Below are 15447 nucleotides of genomic sequence, written 5' to 3' on the forward strand. Positions count from 1 at the left end.
GCCGGGCTGAGCCCGGCGCTACCGGAACCGGGCTTCGATCTCTTCCAGGGTCCTGCCTTTGGTTTCCGGTAGCCAGAACGCCGCGACCAGGAAATACAGCAGCGTGCAGCCGGCCCAGAAGAAGAACATGCTGGCGTAGCCGTAATGGCCGACCGTGGGCAGGAACATCGCCGCGATCACGGTGGACACGAACTGGTTGATGAGCAACGCGATGCTCATGCCATTGGAACGGATGCGCGTGGGCATCAGCTCCGACAGCGCGAGCCAAACACACACGCCCGGGCCGACCGCGAAGAACGCCACGAACAGCAGGATGCAGCCGGCGACCAGCCAGCCGTGGGTGGGCGACGGCACCGGACCCACGCTGGCGCGTTCGATCACCAGGGGGGCGTCCGCGGCCTGCGCCGGGTCCGGGAAGGGATTCAGGTGCAGGCTGCGGAAGAAGCGGCCGATCACGCTGTCGGCAGACACCGCATCCTCGCGGCGGATCTGCAGCGCCGCATCGGTGGGGCTGTCGCTGCGCAGCGAACGCACGTTGTTGAAATCGCCGTAGGCATAGGACACGGTCAGCTGCTGCGGCCGGGCGTCGGCATGGCGGTCCAGCTGTGCCCATTGCGCCGCATCCAGGGTCAGGTCGAGCGCTTCGCCGCTGACCTGCTGCTGCAGGATCGGCCGAACATCCACGCGACCCTGCTCGCCACGCACGAACAGCAGTGCCGCGCACAGCAGCGCCACGGTAATGCCACCGGTGCCGAGCATGAGCAGGAATTTGCGGCCCTTGCGGTCCACCAGCACCAGCGCGACCACGGTCATGAGGGCGTTGAGCAGTTTGATGGCCACGTCGGCCCCGTTCGCCGCCGCGCCGGGCAGGCCGGCCTGGTTGAGGATGTTCACCGCATACGCCAGCACGGAATTGATGCCGGTCGCCTGGGTGAATGCCAGCACCAGGCACGCCAGCACGAACGGCCACACATAGCGGCGGCTCAGCAGCGGGTCGCGCACGCGTGATCCGCGCGCCAGTGCCTGGGTCTGTTCCGGTGCCTGCATGCTCTGCAGGGTCGGTTCCACCTCGCTGGCCGCCACCGTGCGCTGAAGCGCGGCACGGGCCTTGTCGAGCTGGCCACGACGGGCCAGCCAGCGCGGGGATTCACTGATGAACAGCGCGCCGAAGGTAAACACCAGCCCGGGCAGCAGGCAGCTCCAGAAGATGGTGCGCCACGCGTGGTCTTTGACCTCGAACAGCAGCCGCTGCTGCTCGGCCGCGGGCAGATGGCGCACGCTCTCTGCGGCGGCATCGACCGCATGCGCCTGGTACAGACCGATCACTGCCGCCAGCACCAGGCCGATGGTGAGCAGCAGCTGGAACAGTCCCGCACCGCGTCCGCGCCGCTCCGGGCTGAGCACTTCGGCCAGGTACAGCGGCACGACCACGCCGATCAGGCCGCCGCTGATGCCCTGCAGCAGTCGGCCCAGCAGCAGCGCGCCGTAGCCTTCCGAGAGCGCCATCACCGGGATGCTCAGGGTGAACAAGGCACCGGCCAGGACCAGGGTGTTGCGCCGCCCGACCAGGTCGGCGATGGCACCGGCAAACAGCGAGGAGAGCACGCTGCCCAGCAGCACCGCCGCGACCACGAAGCCCAGCTGCTGGCTGGTGAGGTGCCAGCTGGCGGTCGCCGTCGCCTCCAGATAGGGCAGCGCGCCGGCGATGATGCCGATGTCGATGCCGTACAGCAGTCCGCCCATGCCGCCAATGAACAACAGGTAGCGCACCGGCCATCGGGGGCCTTCTGCGTGGGTGTTGAGGGTGGCGTGCGAGGCGGCGGCAGATGTCATGCAGGGGTCTCGGCAATGATCACTTCGATGCCCAGCCGTTGCAGCCCTTCCAGATACTCGGCGTCAATGCTGGCGTCGGTGATGATGGTATGGACCTGCTCCAGCCGGGCGATGCGATGCAGGCTGACCCGTCCAAACTTGGACGCATCGGTCAGCACCACCACGCGCCGCGCCCGCTCCACCATGCGGTGGTTGAGGCTGGCTTCGGCTTCATGGTGGGTGGTCAGGCCAAACTGCAGGTCCAGACCATCCACGCCCAGGAACAGGGTGTCGAAACTGTAGCTGTTGAGACTGGCTTCGGCCTGGCTGCCCTGCAGCGACAGCGACTGCTTGCGCAGCAGGCCGCCGGTGAGCATCAGTTCCACGCCGGGCGCATTGGCCAGCTCCCAGGCGATGTTCAGCCCGTTGGTCATCACCGTCACGTCGCGGTGCGCGCGTAAGTGCCGGGCCAGGGTCATGGTGGTGGAGCCGGAGTCGATGATGATGTTGTCGCCGGGGCGCACCTGCTGCGCGGCATGCGCGCCGATGCTGTCCTTCAGCGGCAGGTTGAGCGTGTCCTTTTCATGGATGTCCTGCTCCATGGGCGGCGTGCGCATCAGGGTGGCACCGCCATGGGTACGCGTGGCCAGACCCTGCGCCTCGACGTGGGTCAGGTCGGTGCGGATGGTCACAGCCGACACGCCGAAACGCTCCACCAGCTCGCTGACCTGCACGCTGCCGTGCTCGACCAGCATCTGCATGATCTGTTGGCGACGTTGCCGAGTGTTGCGCATGACCGTGAACTCCCTTTCAGAAGGAAAGCCGAAGCTTACTCTTCCGAAAGCCCCGCTGCCGATAAGGTTTCGAATGGACCTTGCGCACCGCAGGCGCGGGCATACTCGGCCAGGCGCAGCGCGACCTTGTGCTGGATCAACGCGAGGGGCGCGTCGCTGAGGGTGCCGGCCTGTACCGCGGCGCGCTGCTCCGGCAGGAACTGGCTCAGCAGCATCAGCGGCGGTCGCTGGCGGGTAAGGTTGTCAACCAGCGTGGCCAGCGCGGCCTGCACGTCCGGTTCACCCCAGTAATAGCGGCTGCGGTCGCTGAGTGAGTAGCGGCGCAGGCGCTGCTGTTCCGCCTCGGTGCCGGTGTAGTAGCTGCGCCAGTAGCCCGGCTTCTCGCACATGACGCGGTCCAGCACCGCGATCAGCTGGGAGCACTGCGCTGCCGGCAGCAACTCGTTCTCGATCATCGCCAAGGCGAACACGGCTTCGCGGAAGGCGTACGTGGCGGCCGGACCGACTTTGAGAATGGCGAAGTGGTCGCGCACCAGGGCGTGCAGCCCCGCCTCGGTCTGATAGTCGGTGGAGTGGGCTTCGAACACGATGCGTGGCTGTGACGCGACGAACGCCGAGAGCGCCTGCGCTGCCTCCGGGTCGTAGTAGTGCACGCTGCTGTGGTCGAAATCCACGCCGGGTTGCACCACCATGGCCAGCACACGGTCCCAGGCCGGCAACAGGTCGGGCGTGGCGAAGGCGTCGCGATGGATGGCCAGCGTGGTGGCCGCCGCCTCCGGCGTGGTGACGGCCAACCCGCCTTCCAGCGAGGATTCACCGCCCGGCACCGGCACTTCCGTGCCGATGACATACACCGGCGGCGGCAGCCCCTGTTCTGCGGCGGTGCGCTCGGCCACGCGCGCCAGTTCGGCCGAGCGCAACGCAACCGTTGCATCGGGCAAGGGCGTCGGGTCATCGGCGCAGGACATGCTGCAGTCCAGGTGAATCTTGTGGAAGCCGGCCGCCACATAGGCGGCGATGAGCTCGCGCGCGTTGGCCATGGCCACGTCGGCCGGACCCTTCTGCCAGGCATTCGGACCGAGATGGTCGCCGCCCAGCACCAGTCGATCGCGCGGAAAACCCTGTTCGTCGGCCAGCGCATGCACGTAGTCGCGGTACTGCACCGGGGTCATGCCGGTATAGCCGCCGAACTGATCCACCTGGTTGGAGGTCGCCTCGATCAGCAGCAGGGTGCCGTAGTGCTTCGCCACCTGCATGGCGGCCCGCAATACCTGTTCGTTGCTGCAGCACACGCTGTACAGCCCCACCGGCTGGCCCTGGCGATGGGCGGCGATCAAGGCGCGTACGGCGGACATGGCAAGGCTCCGGTTGTCGTGGAATGAGAAGGGGGGCGGTTCAACCTGCGGGATGCTGCTGGCAGGCCAACAGCGCGGCACCCCGCGCGCCGCCCGCGTCGCCGAACACCGGCGGCAGGATCGGCGGCACCCGCACCCCGGCAAACAGATAGGGGGCAATGGCAGCGGGCAGATCGCGATACAGCGGCTCCAGCTTGGACAAGCCGCCGCCGAGGACGATCACGTGCGGGTCCAAGGCGAGGATCAGACTGGCAAAGCAGTAACCCAGCAGGTCGCGGTGAATGGCCAACGCGCGCTGGGCGACGGCATCGCCGCCGTTGGCGCGTTCCACCACCTGCTGCGCGTCGAGCGCGTCACCGCCCTGGCGGGCATGGATCAGCGCCAGTCCGCTGCCGGACACATAGCGCTCCAGGCAGCCACGCAGGCCGCAGCCGCAGTCCAGCAGGGGCAGGTCATGGCGCAGCTGCAGGGTGGCGGGCAGACTCCAGTGCCCCCATTCGCCGGCCATGCCGTTGTTGCCGGCCACCAGTCGACCGTCCTTGCAGTAACCACCGCCGGCCCCGGTGCCGAGAATCACCCCGAACATGCTCGGATAACCATCGGCGGCACCGCCCTGTGCCTCGGAAAGCGCAAAGCACTGCAGGTCATTGCCCAGGGCCAACGGCCGCTGCAGACGCGTCTGCAGATCCGCGCCCACGGTGCGCCCGGTCAACGCCGGCACGTTGGCGCTGAGCTGGCGGCCGCTGTCGGCATCGCGGACCCCGGGCAGGGCGACGCCAACGGCCTTGCAGGTATTGCCCAGCGTTTCGTCCGCCTGGTCCACCAGAGCGGCCACGCTGTCGAGAAACGCCGCGTAGTCGTGGCACGGCGTGGCCACGCGCTGGCGGTGGATGACCGCGCCGCGCGCGTCGCATGCGGCCAGTTCAATCTTGGTGCCGCCGATGTCGATGCCGTACCAGGTCTGCATGCGTCGGTTGCGCTCAGCCGAGGGAGTGAATGGTCACACCCTGTACCACGCGGTTGACCGTGCCGTCAGGGAAGGGGTTGTCGGGTGTGTAGCCCATCGCCGCCGAACGATGCAGCGCATAGCCTTGTGCCACCAGCAACCACAGCGGTGCGAGCCAGCTGTCGGGAAGCGCCGGGACCTCGAGCGTGAAGTCGCCTTCAGCACGGTCTGCGCCAGATGGACCGACGCAAATGACCCGTCCGGCGACGCCATCGGCGCGCAGCTCGTCCAGCAGATCCTGTTCATAGCGGCGCGCCATCGGTTGCGCGCTGCGCAGCATCACCACCAGGGTGTCGCCATCCAGCGTGGATTTGGGCCCGTGACGGAAGCCGAGCGGCGTGTTGGACAGCGCCAGCACGCGTCCTGCTGTCAGCTCCAGCACTTTCAGTGCGGCTTCGCGAGCGGCGGCTTCGAGGGGGCCGCTGCCGAGATAGATCACCCGGTTGCAGGGCCACTGGGCCAGCGCGGCCACCGCGCCATCCCAGTGCTGCAGCGCCTGCTGCGCGTGTTCGGCCAGCAGGCGCAGCTGCGCGATGCGCTGCTGCCACGGTGCGCGGTCGAACACGGCCAGTGCGGACAGCAGCATGCAGGTCAGGCTGCTGGTCATCGCAAAGGCGCGATCGCAACTGGCCGCCGGCATCAGCAGCGAGCAGGTGTTGGGATCGTCGCGACCGTTGCCGGCCAGCGCACCTTCCGCGTTGCAGGTGATATGCAGGAATGTCGCATTCGGCACGCTCGCGCGCACCAGATCGACCACCGCCACGCTTTCCGGGCTGGAGCCGCTGCGGCCAAAACTCACCAGCAGGGTGGGGCGGTCGACCTGCAGGTACAGCTGCGGGTGGGTGAGCAGGCTGGTGGTGTGCACCGCCCGCACGTCGGCGGACCACTGCGCGTTGATGGCCTCGGCCGCCATCTCGGCAATGAAGCCCGAGCTGCCGGCACCGGTGAAGATCACCCGCTGCTCCGGCCGGCTCAGCGATTCACCGATAAACGCATCAAGCCGGCCCTGGGCGGCTTCCAGCTGATCGGCAACGGCCGCCCACAGCACGGGCTGCTGGGCGATCTCCTCAGCGGTGTGGGCACCACCACGGGACTGCCAGGCGGCAAGGTCAAAGAGCGCGGGCTGGGACATGGGGGCTTCCTGTTGGACGCGGTCACCATCTTTGTTTTCTTTCGAAATGTCAATTATCGAAAGATTTAAATAAGTTCAGCCGATCACAGTTTTCGATTAGATTGACGCGTCCTGCCCGTAATCGCTTTTGTATCCCGCTGTCGCGAAAGCGAAAATCTGCGTATTCATAAGCGGTAAAGAAAGTGTTGCCTTGCGTCAACTTTCGTTTGTCGCGAAAAACCCCTTCTTTTTGCTTTCATTTTGTTGACATCTTTCGAGAGGCTGCCCTAGAGTCGGCCGCAGGGAGCCATTCCCCGTTTTCTCATCCACCTCACCGTTCTCCGTCTGCAGCCTGCGTGGCTGCGGTGCGGGTAACTGTTGCCGGAAATACCACCCAGGCAGCCCCACGCTGCGGACCGCACGAGGAGCCAAGATGTTGAACGTACGCCATCGCCAACGCCGCATCCCCGCCACCCGCTTATCGCTCGCGCTGGGCATTGCCCTGATCGGAACCGCACCGGCCTTCGCCCAGGACAGCGTCGCGACCAGCACCGACGACGAACGCACCACCGAACTGAGCCGGGTCCAGGTCACCGGGTCCAACATCCGCCGTTCGGATGTGGAGACCAGCTCGCCGGTGCAGGTAATCCGCAAGCAGGACATCGAGAACATGGGGGCGCGCACGCTGCTGCAGGTGCTGGACAACCTGCCGGCCGCGCGGCCGGCACAGCAGGATTCGCGCTCGCTGTTCACCGGCTCGGACGGGGCCTCGCAGGCCAATCTGCGCGGGCTGGGTGCGCAGGGCACGCTGGTGCTGCTCAATGGCCGTCGCCTGTCGTACTACGGTGCGCCGGCCGGTTTCCAGACCCAGTTCGTCAACATCGATGCGATTCCGGCGGCCGCGATAGAACGCATGGAAGTGCTGACCGACGGTGCCTCGGCGGTCTATGGCACCGATGCGGTGGCCGGCGTGATCAACGTGATCACCAAGCGGGATTACCGCGGCGCGGAAGTCAGCATCACCACGGATTCCTCCTCACGCATCGATTCCTACGGCGAACACCAGGCCAGCCTCACCGCCGGGTTCGGCGACCTGGATGCAGACCGCTACAACGTCTATGCCAGCGTCAACCTGTACCGTCGCGACGCCATTCCGCTCAGCGACTACTACGACAAGCGGCCCAGCCAGTACTACGTCAACAACCCGAACTACCTCAACAACCTGCGCCTGGGCGTCGGCAGCCGGCCGGGCGAATTCAACCCGGGCACCTACTTCGCCTTCGACCCGGTGACCGGGGCGCGCCGCCAGGAGGCCGCACCGGGGTGCAACACCGCCATCACCGAGGCCTCGGGTACCCGCTGCGTGTGGGAAACCTGGATGAACCGCGAGATCGACTCCGGTGCGGAAACCAAGCGCAACACCGCTTACATCAGCTCGCGCTTCCTGATCGGTGACAGCACCGAGGCGTTCGCCGAGGCGACCTACACCGACATCGACCTGCGCGCCAACGCCGGTACCCCAAATGCGTACGGCACCACGACCGGCAATCCGAGCAGCTGGTTCTCGCGCAATACCGGCACCACGGTCAATCAGTTCCGCACGCCGTTCCTGGGCCCCAACAATGTCTACAACAACGCCAGCCCGGAACTGAAGGCACTGATGGGCGGCGTGGTGGGGCTGAACTATCTGCTGCAGGATGTTGGCGACAGTCATTTCGGCCAGCGCAACACCGACCAGAGCTACCGTGTGCTGGCCGGCCTGCGTGGCGACATCGGTGACTGGAACTGGGAGACCGCGTTTGCCACCGCTGGCACCCATTCGGTGACCTACCAGACCATCAACGTCAACCTGGACGGCTTCGAGCGCGCGTTCGGTCCGTACAGCATCGACCCGGGCACGGGACGGGTGATCATCTCCGACAACCCGGCGTACCAGTTCGGGGTGATCAGCGAGGCCAATGCCGCGCTGATCCGTGAGGCGTTCCCCACCTTCGACATCCAGTCGTGGACGCGGCTGCACACCCTTGACGGCAGGATCGAAGGTCCGCTGTTCCAGCTGCCGGCCGGTGAAATGCGTGCCGCCTTCGGCTTCAATGCCAGCCGTGAGACCTTCTACACGCCGGGCAACGAGGACGCCGCCAATGGCCTGATCACCCAGCAGGGCGGATCGTGGTTCGATGGCAAGCGCAACACCTATGCGCTGTTCGCCGAGACGGTGGCCCCGATCACCGACAAGCTGGAACTGGATGCGGCGCTGCGCGTGGACAAGTACCCCAACTTCAGCGCCAACCTCGCCCCCAAGATCGGCCTGAAGTATCAGGTGCTGCCACAGCTGCTGCTGCGCGGCACCTACTCGGAGGGGTTCCGCGCGCCCAGCCTGGCGGAAGCCGGCACCGGCGGTGTGTTCGCCCAGCTCGGCGGTTTCGAGGACGACATCCGCTGCGACGAGACCAACGCCATCGCCAACCTGCTGCGGCAGTCAGCACGCAGTGGCGATGTCGACCTGGGCAACTCGCTGCTCAACTCGGACTGCAGCCGCACCGTGGCGCGCATGACCCAGCCCAACCAGGATCTGAAGCCCGAGAAGGCGAAGATCTCCACGTTGGGACTGGTCTATGAGCCCGCCAGCTGGTTGAGCGTGTCGGCCGACTACTGGTTCATCTATCGGCGCAACGAGATCGCCGCACCGGACTACAGCAAGCCTGAAGACATCCAGTCGATGACCCGCAACCCGATCAGCGACAGCGACCGCGCCAACGTCGAGGCAGTGGCGGCCATGTGCGCCGATCCGGCCAGCGGTGTGGTCTGCCCGGGCACGCTGCCCGGCTACAGCGTCGGCAACGTCTCCAGCGTGGTCGGCCAGTACAAGAACCAGGGGCGCACGCTGGTGGATGGTTTCGACATCGACGCGCGCAGCCGCTTCAGCCTGGGGGATTTCGGCAGCCTGAACATCGGGGTGGCCGCGACCATAGCGCGGCGCAAGGAGTACTACATCGACGACACCTCGCGCTGGTACTACGGCAATACCATCGGCTACTACGGAAACCCGCGTCTGCGTGCGACCTTGAATGCCGACTGGACCTATCGCGAGGTCACCACCAGCGTGTTCGTGAACTACGTCGGCACCACCAAGTGGGCCTACGACCAGGTGGATGCCGAAGACAACAACCCGGACACCTGCACTGCCAGCCGGTTGCCGGTGAACCCCGCGCAGTGCGGTGGCGTACCGTCGTGGTGGACCGCCAACCTGAGCGTGGGTTGGCGACCGGACGACCATTGGACGCTGGGCTTGACGGTCAAGAATCTGTTCAACCGCCTGCCGTTCTACGACCCCCAGGGTTTCCTTGGGGACTCCAGTGACTATGCCAGCATCTACGGGCGCAGCTACAGTCTGCAGCTCGGCTATCGGTTCTGACCCTTACCAGCGGAGCAATGTTTCATGAAGCGTAGGGAATTCATCGCGGCCAGTGCCGCACTCGCCGCCACCAGCCTGCTGCCGGAGACGCCGGCCTGGGCCGTGACGCGCAAGGTCAAGCTGGGGCTGATCGGCACCGGCATGCGTGGCCAGGTGCTGCTGAAGGAACTGGTACGACGCGACGACGTCGAAGTGGTCGCGTTGTGCGACATCGAGCCGATCATGCTCAAGCGTGGTCTGGACATGGTCGCCAAGGCCGGCAAGCCGGCTCCGACCGCCTATGGCCAGAACGGCGACGTCAACGCGTGGAAGCGCCTGCTGGAACAGCGCGGGCTGGACGGGGTGATCATCGCCACGCCGTGGGAGTACCACGCGCCGATGGCGATCGCTGCCATGCAGGCCAAGGTGGCGGTCGGCTGCGAGGTCGTGGCCGGTATCACCCTGCAGGACCATTGGGATGTGCTCAATGCCCAGTTGGCCACCGGCACGCCGTACATGCTGCTGGAGAACGTCTGCTACCGACGCGACGTGATGGCCGCGCTGCAGATGGTGCGCGAAGGGCTGTTTGGCGAACTGGTGCACCTGCAGGGCGGCTACCAGCATGACCTGCGCGGAGTGAAGTTCAATTCCGGCGATCCCAGTCAGCCGTATGACAGCGGCGTGGAATTCGGCCCCAAGGGCTGGTCTGAAGCGCGCTGGCGTACCGAGCATTCGGTGCGTCGCAACGGCGAGCTGTACCCCAGCCACGGCATTGGCCCGTGCGCCATGTATACCGGCATCAACCGCGGCAACCGCTTCACTCATATCAATGCTTTCGCGAGTAAAGCGCGCGGCCTGCATGAGTACACCGTCGCCAAGAGCGGTGGCACGACCCACCCAAGCACGAAGGTGCAGTTCAAGCTGGGCGACATCGTCACCACCACGCTGGCCTGCGAGAACGGCGAAACCATCCTGCTGCAGCACGACACCTCGCTGCCGCGCCCCTATTCGCTCGGCTTCCGCGTGCAGGGCACCAAGGGGCTGTGGATGGACCTCAACCAGTCCATCCATATCGAAGGCCGCAGCCCGCCGCACAAATGGGAAGACTTCCAGGTCTACCAGGACCGCTACGAGCATCCGCTGTGGAAGCAGAACGCCGCGACTGCCGCCAGCGCCGGCCATGGCGGCATGGACTGGTTCGTCATCCACGCCTTTGTCGAAGCGCTCAAGGCGCGCGCCCCGATGCCGATCGACATCTATGACGCGGTGACCTGGAGCGCGATCACGCCGCTCTCCGAGCTGTCCATCGCCAACAGCTTCCAGACCCTGGAGTTCCCGGACTTCACCAACGGGCTGTGGAAGCAGCGCAAGCCGATCTTTGCCTTCGACGGCCGGTACTGAACGAACGCCGGCCTTCGCCATGCCGTAGAGCCGGGCTCTGCCCGGCTGCGCCGTGACCGTGCACCGTGAGCCGGGCAGAGCCCGGCGCTACGAAAGGTGCCAGCCCTCCCACGCGGTCACCGCCGCCACCACAAGCAGCATCGAACCCACCACGCGCGCGAGCAGCAGGTTCGCAGCCGGCTTCGCGCCGAGCCAGGCTCTTACGCCTTCTCCAGCCAGCGCCATGCCGCCGTACACGGCGGCCTGACAGACAGCGATGATGATCCAAAGCACCAGCGCCTGAAGCCAGAGAGGACCGTAGTCAGGCTTCAGGAACTGCGGAAAGACGGCCAGCATGAAGAGATAGGCTTTGGGATTGAGGAGGCAGGTTGCCATGCCCCTCCCGAAGGTGCCCGCGCCACTCCGCACGCGCGTCGATGGCGACGCGTCGAACGCAATCCGACTGCGCAGCAACGTCCATCCAATCCATGCGATGTAGAGCGCGCCAGCCAGCAGCATGAGATTGAACGCCGCAGGCACTACCTTCAGCACCGCCATTACGCCCAGTGCGCCCAGCAGCACGTGGCATGCGCCGCCCGCAATGACACCGGCGGTTGCCAACAACCCCGAGCGCTGGCCGCCGATCAGCGCGCTGGCCATGACGTAGGCCATATCAAGCCCGGGCAGCAGGACCACGCCCAGAACCATCACGAAGAACAACCACAGATGCGCGGTCTCGATCATGGCGTGGCCGGGTCAGTGGCGGCGTTGAGGGTAAGCCAGCGTAGGCGTGAGCGCGGCGTCGGATCCATCACAATGCGCTCGATCGCGCCTCGCAGCCCGCCGGCTTTGTTCATGGCCTGCTCGACGTCCTCCATTCGCTGTGACAGCAGTCGCAGCGCCGCATCGTCCTGGGCCACGCCAAGCCATACCAACCAAGGGCCATCCTCGCGAATGGGCAATTGCGGGAAGTTGTTGGGCGCATCCAGTGACACCAGCACACCCGCGCTTCTTACGCCCTGGCTGTCGTAGGCCAGGAACGCCCTCTCCGCGCGCGAGGAGAACGCGTCCATCTGTTCCTTCCTGACCGGAAATATCTGCGCCACGACGACGCCACGTGCACCGTCTGGCTCACGCACGGGGTCGACCGCAGGCAACACGGTAATGCCGCTTTCCGCGTGAAGCGGGCGCATCAGCATCACGTTGTCGCTGTCGGGCAGAATCGCGTTGACTTTGGCGCGATGCTCGCGCCAAAGGGGGCCGTAGTAAAAGGCCGCGTTCACCACAGGCCGCGCCTGGATGTCCTTGAATCCGCGCAGCCATACAACACGGTTCGCATCGTCGCGCTCGACGAACTGGCCAAATATCATGGCCCCCAGCTGCTCAAATGCCTCGGGAAAGTAGCTGTCGAAGTAGCGTACAAAGTCGCCACGCTTCCCTGGCGTGGTCGTGTAGCGCCGTAGCTCCACGACCTGATAGTCCTGGAGGTGCTTCACGCTGTCTGTGGCGGGCCCGGCGGGGGAGGGGGATGACGCGTGCGCCGGGAGCGCGATGGCGCAGAGGCCGGTGACCAACAGGAGCCGGAGGACCATGTTCATTGGAGTTTCCAGTCAGTGGGATACGAAGGGGCAACGGGCCGTGTCTGGGTGGCCCGGCCGGAGGAATCCTCAGGTTAGAAACCAATCAGGACGGAATCCGCCCTGATTGAACGTACACTCGTCCCCATGAGCCTTCCGACGACGCGTGTCCTGACCGTCCTTGAGCTGCTTCAGGCTCACGGCCGCATGAGCGGCCCCGAGCTGGCGCGGCGGGTCGGGGTCGACGGCCGCACGCTGCGTCGCTACGTCGCCTCATTGGAGGAGATCGGCATTCCCGTCACCGCAGAGCGCGGTCGCCATGGCGGTTACGCCCTGGTGCCGGGTTTCAAGCTGCCCCCGATGGCGTTCACCAACGATGAGGCGCTTGCATTAGCGCTCGGCCTGCTTGCTGCTCGGAGCCTGGGTCTGTCGGGTGTGATCCCCGCCGTCGCTAGTGCGCATGCCAAACTCGAGCGGGTGATGCCGGAGGCGCTCAAACAGCGCGTTCGCGCGATTGACGACACAGTGGCACTGGATCTCGCCAAAGCCGACGCGCGCGATGCCGGTGCCGACAATGCCGCGCTGGTGATCCTCAGTCAGGCCGCACAGGCGCGTCAGCGCGTTCACCTGATCTACCGGACCGAACGCGGTTCCAGTGAACGCGACGTTGATCCTTGGGGCCTGGCGTGGCGCGGCGGTCGCTGGTACGCCGTAGGGTACTGTCACCTGCGCAGGGGGCTGCGCTCGTTCCGGCTTGACCGCATCGAGCAGGTGCATGCCATGCCGGCAAGCTTTGGGCGTCCAGAAGGCTTCGACGTACTCGCGCATCTGGTCTCTTCGATGGCCATGCGTTCCCGCACCCACGCGATCGAAGTCCTGTTACATGCCGACATCACGACAGCGCAACGTGAAATCTTCGAAACGATTGGCGTACTTGAACCCGCTGGCGACAGCACACTTCTGCGGGCTCAAGCTGACGACCTTGCCTGGTTCGCGCGTGAGTTGTCACGGCTGCCCTTCGAGTTCGATATCCGTCAGCCAGATGCACTCCGGGCGGCATTGTTGGCGCAGGTTGAGCATCTGCAGCGCCGGCACGGTGGCAAAGGCTAGTCGTGCGTCTCGCCTGACAACGGCGTCCTTCGCATCGACTCGCGCGTTTCGAAGGCATCGAACCAATCGACCAGCCGGGGATGTCCCTCGCGGAAATCCGGCAGATCGCGAAACGCGATCCAGCTCAGGGCGGTGGCCACGGCGATGTGCCCCACATGGACGGGTTCGCTGCCGTCGATCTCCTGTTCGAGCCACTCATAGGTCGTCAGGAGTTTCTCCGTATAGCCATCGCGTAGCGGTGCATAACGCAGCTCGGCGGGCCGTCGCACCGTTTCCCAGCGTAGTGCGATGCCGGCGTCGCACAGGCCTTGCGCCGCGGCCTGGAGACGGAGCGCGCGCCACCGCGCTTCGCCCTCCTGCGGGATGAGGCGTGGTCCGGCATGCTGGGTGTCGAGGTAGGCGCAGATCACGTCCGAGTCGAAGATCGCATCGCCATCGGGGCGGAGCAGGACCGGCACCTTGCCCAAGGGATTGCGGGCGAATACCTCGGGATTCTTCGCCGTCGGGCTGGTTTCCTGGTGGATGACCTCAAGCGAGGTAGCGATGCCGGCCTCGTATGCGAACACGAGCGCTTTGCGGGCGTAAGGCGAGTGCGTCTGGTAGAGCAGTTTCATCGTCACCTCGAGATTGGAGGTAGGAACGCGGGCAGCGCAGACAGCCCGCAGGCGGCTGAGAGCAGTGACAATCGAGGGGAAAATGGCGCGCCCGGAGGGATTCGAACCCCCGACCAATGGCTTCGGAAGCCACTACTCTATCCGGCTGAGCTACGGGCGCGTTGTAGAACCGCCACGCCGTCAGCACAGGGCCGGGGCGGGCATCGCAGCGCCAAGTGGCGGTGCGGGACGGGCATTCTAGCGGTAAACGCGGCGCAGGTCTGCCCCCCTTCAACGAACGGACCGTGCAAGCCCGTCCGTGGGGGCGCTGGCGTATCCTTGCAGCATGGCTTACGAACGTTTTGATGCCCCCGCCGGCGCACCGCCGTCGCGTTGGGGCCAGTACTGGAAACTGATGCGTGCCGATCGCCCGATCGGCACCCTGCTGCTGCTGTGGCCCACCTGGTGGGCGCTGTGGCTGGCCGCTGGCGGGCTGCCCCCGCTGTGGACGCTGTTCGTCTTCACCGCCGGCGTCTGGCTGACGCGATCGGCCGGTTGTGTCATCAACGACTACGCCGACCGCTGGCTGGACCCGCACGTCAAGCGCACCAAGGACCGCCCGCTGGCCAGCGGGAGGGTGAGCGGGCGCGAGGCACTGCTGCTGTTCGCCGGGCTGATGCTGGTGGCCTTCGCGCTGGTGCTGAGCATGAACGCCCTGACCATCGGAATGAGCTTCATCGGCGTATTCCTGGCCGCCAGCTACCCGTATCTGAAGCGCTATACCCATCTGCCACAGGTGTATCTGGGCCTGGCCTTCGGCTGGGGTATTCCGATGGCGTTTGCCGCCGTGCAGGGCGAGGTACCGGTGATCGGCTGGCTGCTGTACGGAGCCAACATCCTGTGGTCCACCGCCTATGACACCTGGTATGCGATGGTCGACCGCGACGACGACCTGAAAATGGGCTCGCACTCGACGGCCATTCTGTTCGGCGACCTGGATCTGGTGATCCAGGGCATCCTGTACGCGCTGTTCCTGGCAGCACTGGCCCTGGTGGGGCTGCGCGGAGAACTGGGCCTGGCGTACTGGGCCGGGCTGGGTGTGGCGGCCGGGTTGATCGTCTACCAGTTCCATCTGTGCTGGCACCGCGACCGGGACCGCTGCTTCAAGGCGTTCCTGCACAACAACTGGGTCGGCGCGGTGGTGTTTGCCGGGATTGCGGTCGCGCTGGCCCGCGCCTGACCGCGACCCGACCAATGGGTTACTGACAATCCGGGGCCCCGCCGCGAGAATCCAGGAATCACACCTGGGAGGGTA

General features: G+C 65.9%; 12 protein-coding genes and 1 tRNA gene. 4 read left to right on the forward strand and 9 right to left on the reverse strand.

What is annotated here, in order from left to right:
* Window positions 1–18 precede the first annotated feature (18 nt).
* The 5 genes from QMX83_RS01635 to QMX83_RS01655 are packed head-to-tail and all read right to left on the reverse strand — an operon-like array spanning window position 19 to window position 6099.
* Window positions 19–1833, reverse strand: coding sequence for an MFS transporter (locus QMX83_RS01635; RefSeq protein ID WP_282294930.1), 1815 nt, complete (start codon window positions 1831–1833; stop codon window positions 19–21).
* On the reverse strand, window positions 1830–2606 hold the full coding sequence (locus QMX83_RS01640; protein WP_125361529.1) for a DeoR family transcriptional regulator: 777 nt from the start codon (window positions 2604–2606) through the stop codon (window positions 1830–1832). The genes QMX83_RS01635 and QMX83_RS01640 overlap by 4 nt, the downstream gene beginning before the upstream one ends.
* 35 nt (window positions 2607–2641) lie before the next feature.
* A complete protein-coding gene (locus tag QMX83_RS01645; protein ID WP_282294931.1) occupies window positions 2642–3961 on the reverse strand; it encodes a D-tagatose-bisphosphate aldolase, class II, non-catalytic subunit in 1320 nt (439 codons plus the stop codon).
* Window positions 3962–4001: 40 nt separating this feature from the next.
* A complete protein-coding gene (locus QMX83_RS01650; RefSeq protein ID WP_282294932.1) occupies window positions 4002–4928 on the reverse strand; it encodes an ROK family protein in 927 nt (308 codons plus the stop codon).
* 13 nt (window positions 4929–4941) lie between these two features.
* Window positions 4942–6099: an SIS domain-containing protein gene (locus QMX83_RS01655; protein WP_282294933.1), complete on the reverse strand. Its 1158-nt coding sequence runs from the start codon at window positions 6097–6099 to the stop codon at window positions 4942–4944.
* 412 nt (window positions 6100–6511) lie between these two features.
* Here QMX83_RS01655 and QMX83_RS01660 point away from each other — a divergent pair, with 412 nt between their 5' ends.
* Window positions 6512–9493, forward strand: coding sequence for a TonB-dependent receptor (locus QMX83_RS01660; RefSeq protein ID WP_282294934.1), 2982 nt, complete (start codon window positions 6512–6514; stop codon window positions 9491–9493).
* Between the two features lie 24 nt (window positions 9494–9517).
* Window positions 9518–10873: a Gfo/Idh/MocA family oxidoreductase gene (locus QMX83_RS01665; RefSeq protein WP_282294935.1), complete on the forward strand. Its 1356-nt coding sequence runs from the start codon at window positions 9518–9520 to the stop codon at window positions 10871–10873.
* A gap of 87 nt (window positions 10874–10960) precedes the next feature.
* Here QMX83_RS01665 and QMX83_RS01670 read toward each other — a convergent pair whose 3' ends face one another.
* Window positions 10961–11596: a LysE family translocator gene (locus tag QMX83_RS01670; protein ID WP_282294936.1), complete on the reverse strand. Its 636-nt coding sequence runs from the start codon at window positions 11594–11596 to the stop codon at window positions 10961–10963.
* A complete protein-coding gene (locus tag QMX83_RS01675; RefSeq protein ID WP_282294937.1) occupies window positions 11593–12450 on the reverse strand; it encodes an NIPSNAP family protein in 858 nt (285 codons plus the stop codon). Before QMX83_RS01675 ends, QMX83_RS01670 begins: the two co-directional genes overlap by 4 nt.
* Window positions 12451–12576: 126 nt before the next feature.
* On the opposite strand from QMX83_RS01675, the gene QMX83_RS01680 reads away from it, so the two are divergent.
* Window positions 12577–13539 (forward strand): YafY family protein, encoded by a 963-nt coding sequence (locus tag QMX83_RS01680; RefSeq protein ID WP_282294938.1) that lies wholly within the window; start codon window positions 12577–12579, stop codon window positions 13537–13539.
* On the opposite strand, the gene QMX83_RS01685 is transcribed toward QMX83_RS01680, so the two are convergent.
* Entirely contained in the window at window positions 13536–14153 is a 618-nt protein-coding gene (locus QMX83_RS01685) for a glutathione S-transferase (RefSeq protein ID WP_282294939.1), read from the reverse strand. The genes QMX83_RS01680 and QMX83_RS01685 overlap by 4 nt on opposite strands.
* Before the next feature lie 83 nt (window positions 14154–14236).
* Window positions 14237–14313: transfer RNA gene (locus QMX83_RS01690), tRNA-Arg, on the reverse strand.
* 165 nt (window positions 14314–14478) lie between these two features.
* On the opposite strand from QMX83_RS01690, the gene ubiA reads away from it, so the two are divergent.
* Window positions 14479–15372 (forward strand): 4-hydroxybenzoate octaprenyltransferase, encoded by an 894-nt coding sequence (ubiA, locus tag QMX83_RS01695; RefSeq protein WP_282294940.1) that lies wholly within the window; start codon window positions 14479–14481, stop codon window positions 15370–15372.
* Window positions 15373–15447 lie beyond the last annotated feature (75 nt).

The sequence above is a fragment of the Stenotrophomonas sp. PS02289 genome (genome assembly GCF_029960115.1).
GTDB lineage: Bacteria > Pseudomonadota > Gammaproteobacteria > Xanthomonadales > Xanthomonadaceae > Stenotrophomonas.

What these genes read in the sequence shown, in the direction of transcription:
- QMX83_RS01635 (WP_282294930.1), bottom strand. Translation starts at nt 1,833, where the DNA reads ATGACATCTGCCGCCGCCTCGCACGCCACCCTCAACACCCACGCAGAA.
- QMX83_RS01640 (WP_125361529.1), bottom strand. Translation starts at nt 2,606, where the DNA reads ATGCGCAACACTCGGCAACGTCGCCAACAGATCATGCAGATGCTGGTC.
- QMX83_RS01645 (WP_282294931.1), bottom strand. Translation starts at nt 3,961, where the DNA reads ATGTCCGCCGTACGCGCCTTGATCGCCGCCCATCGCCAGGGCCAGCCG.
- QMX83_RS01650 (WP_282294932.1), bottom strand. Translation starts at nt 4,928, where the DNA reads ATGCAGACCTGGTACGGCATCGACATCGGCGGCACCAAGATTGAACTG.
- QMX83_RS01655 (WP_282294933.1), bottom strand. Translation starts at nt 6,099, where the DNA reads ATGTCCCAGCCCGCGCTCTTTGACCTTGCCGCCTGGCAGTCCCGTGGT.
- QMX83_RS01660 (WP_282294934.1), top strand. Translation starts at nt 6,512, where the DNA reads ATGTTGAACGTACGCCATCGCCAACGCCGCATCCCCGCCACCCGCTTA.
- QMX83_RS01665 (WP_282294935.1), top strand. Translation starts at nt 9,518, where the DNA reads ATGAAGCGTAGGGAATTCATCGCGGCCAGTGCCGCACTCGCCGCCACC.
- QMX83_RS01670 (WP_282294936.1), bottom strand. Translation starts at nt 11,596, where the DNA reads ATGATCGAGACCGCGCATCTGTGGTTGTTCTTCGTGATGGTTCTGGGC.
- QMX83_RS01675 (WP_282294937.1), bottom strand. Translation starts at nt 12,450, where the DNA reads ATGAACATGGTCCTCCGGCTCCTGTTGGTCACCGGCCTCTGCGCCATC.
- QMX83_RS01680 (WP_282294938.1), top strand. Translation starts at nt 12,577, where the DNA reads ATGAGCCTTCCGACGACGCGTGTCCTGACCGTCCTTGAGCTGCTTCAG.
- QMX83_RS01685 (WP_282294939.1), bottom strand. Translation starts at nt 14,153, where the DNA reads ATGAAACTGCTCTACCAGACGCACTCGCCTTACGCCCGCAAAGCGCTC.
- ubiA (WP_282294940.1), top strand. Translation starts at nt 14,479, where the DNA reads ATGGCTTACGAACGTTTTGATGCCCCCGCCGGCGCACCGCCGTCGCGT.